General features: G+C 69.0%; 1 protein-coding gene. It reads left to right on the forward strand.

What is annotated here, in order from left to right:
• Nucleotides 1-103 precede the first annotated feature (103 nt).
• Nucleotides 104-1587, forward strand: a 1484-nt coding sequence (locus U9978_RS21690) for a serine/threonine-protein kinase (protein WP_322762989.1), incomplete at its 3' end; no start/stop codon positions are given.

Below are 1587 nucleotides of genomic sequence, written 5' to 3' on the forward strand. Positions count from 1 at the left end.
CCGGGCTGGCTGGGATGCGGTTAGGATCAGAAATCATGCCGGGGGGAATGGGCGGGTTCATGACGATCGACGGTGGACGACGCCGCGAGGCAGCCATCCCGGCATGATTGTGAATGAGGCGCAGCTGTCCGCGGCCCTGCCCGGCTACGACCTGGGCGCCAAACTCGGCGCGGGTGCGTTCGGGCTGGTGCTGGCCGGCCGGCATCGCGGTCTGAACCGCCAGGTAGCGATCAAGATTTTGGCTGCGGGGCACGATGGGCACGACGGAGCGGATGCGGGTTTCGCCGCCGAGGCGCAGCTGCTCGCCGCCATTGATCATCCACATGTGGTCCGGGTCTACGACTACGTCGAAAACGACGACCTCTGTCTGATTGTCATGGAATTGCTGGGCGGGGGGACGTTGACCCGCCGTCGGGCCGGCATGTCGGCGGAGGCTGCCTGCGCGGTGGGTCTGGCTGTGGCGGCGGCGTTGTCCTGCGCGCATTCCCAGGGGGTGCTGCACCGCGATATCAAGACCGACAACATGCTGTTCGACACCGCCGGTTTGTTGAAGGTGACGGACTTCGGGATTGCGAAAATCCTCACCGGGTCGGCGGCAACTGCGAGCGCGATTATCGGGACGCCGATGTACATGGCTCCCGAACAGATCACCGCCGGCCGCCTCGGCCCGGCGACCGACCTGTACGCGCTCGGGATTGTGCTCTACCAGCTACTGGCCGGGGCGCCGCCGTTCGACCCGAAACTGCCCTTACGTGCGCTGTGGCAGCACCACCTCGACACCATCCCCGCTCGGCCTGCAGGGGTGCCCGCCCCGGTCGCCGACGTGGTCCTACAGGCCCTGGCCAAGACCCCGGCCGACCGCCAACCGTCCGCCCAGGCCCTTGCCCTCGATCTTGCCCGCGCCGCCGCCGGCGTCTACGGCCAGGGCTGGATCTTCCGGTCCGGGATCGTGCTACGGCTCGACGACGACGTCCGCGTCGCCACCGAACCGTCGGCTCGCAGCATGCCAGCGCCACCGGCCGCGCCCGAACAGACCCGGCCCGATCTTCCCCCACCCGTGGCCTCAGGACGGTCCTTGTTCGTCACGCCGCTGGTGGCCAGGGCAGAAGGCGCGCAGGGCGCAGATGCGGGCCACCAAGCCGCGGCGTCAGGCGGGGCAACTGTTGACAGTGAGGCCGGCGGCCACGATCGCTTGGGGACATCACCGGGACGGATCGGGGCGCCACCCAGCCCTCGACGCTCCCCGGCGCAGGTACCGGCCCCAGCGAGGCGGTTGACCCGGCGGCGTCGCCGGTGGTGGTTTGCCACACTTGCCACCGGCGTGCTCGCAGCAGTGATCGGAACTGTGGTCGTGTTCACGACCCGCGCCGAACCTCCGCTCGTAGACCCGGTTGATGTTGCTGTTGATAAGGCTGGCAACATCTACATCGCCGACTACGGCGACAACCGGATCCGGAAGGTTGACACGGCCGGGCGGATCAGCACGGTCGCCGGTACCGGCACGCGGGGGTTCTCCGGCGACGGCGGTCCGGCCACCGATGCCCAGCTGGGCCTTCCGGACGGGGTGGCGGTCGATGCGGTCGGTAA

This window comes from Protofrankia sp. Cr2, from assembly GCF_963555885.1.
In the GTDB taxonomy this organism is placed as follows: Bacteria; Actinomycetota; Actinomycetes; order Frankiales; family Frankiaceae; genus Protofrankia.